The following is a 553-nucleotide window of genomic DNA, read 5'->3' as shown; positions in this document are numbered from 1 at the left end:
CAAGGACGCCAGTTTGGTACCTTGCAAGTGTTCCGCACAACTCAACAGTTAACCGCAATCGAAAAAGACCTCAAGCTGCTTGAGCAAAGTGGTACTCGATTTGAGTTGATGGACGTTGAACAGTGCCTTCGACAAGAACCCGGTTTAGCGCTGGTCAAAGATAAAATCGTAGGCGGGTTGTATTTGCCTGATGATGAAACAGGTGACTGCTTTCAGTTTTGCCAACAGCTGACAGAACTTGCGAAAGCGCATGGTGTCACGTTTAAATTCAATACCGAAGTGAGTAATTGGGTTACTGTAGGCAAAAAGATCATAGGTGCCCAAACGAACCACGGTTTGTTTAAGGCCGACCAATTTGTCGTTGCTTCTGGTAGCTTTTCCACTGCGCTTTTAAAGCAGCTCGATATTGATATCCCAGTGTATCCGGTTAAAGGATATTCACTGACGCTACCGATAGAAAATGAAGAATACGCACCGCGCTCTACTGTCATGGATGAGACTTACAAAGTCGCTATGACTCGATTTGATGACCGCATACGAGTGGCTGGCACCG

Annotated in this window: 1 protein-coding gene; it reads left to right on the top strand. The window is 46.1% G+C overall.

Going from position 1 to position 553, the window contains the following annotated elements; translation table 11 throughout:
- A partial coding sequence (locus R7Z47_RS26340) for an FAD-dependent oxidoreductase (protein ID WP_318130963.1) occupies positions 1–553 on the top strand: 553 nt, incomplete at both ends.

The sequence above is a fragment of the Vibrio sp. 1641 genome, from assembly GCF_033339995.1.
In the GTDB taxonomy this organism is placed as follows: Bacteria; Pseudomonadota; Gammaproteobacteria; order Enterobacterales; family Vibrionaceae; genus Vibrio; species Vibrio alginolyticus.
This window is presented reverse-complemented; position numbering and strand designations above follow the sequence as displayed.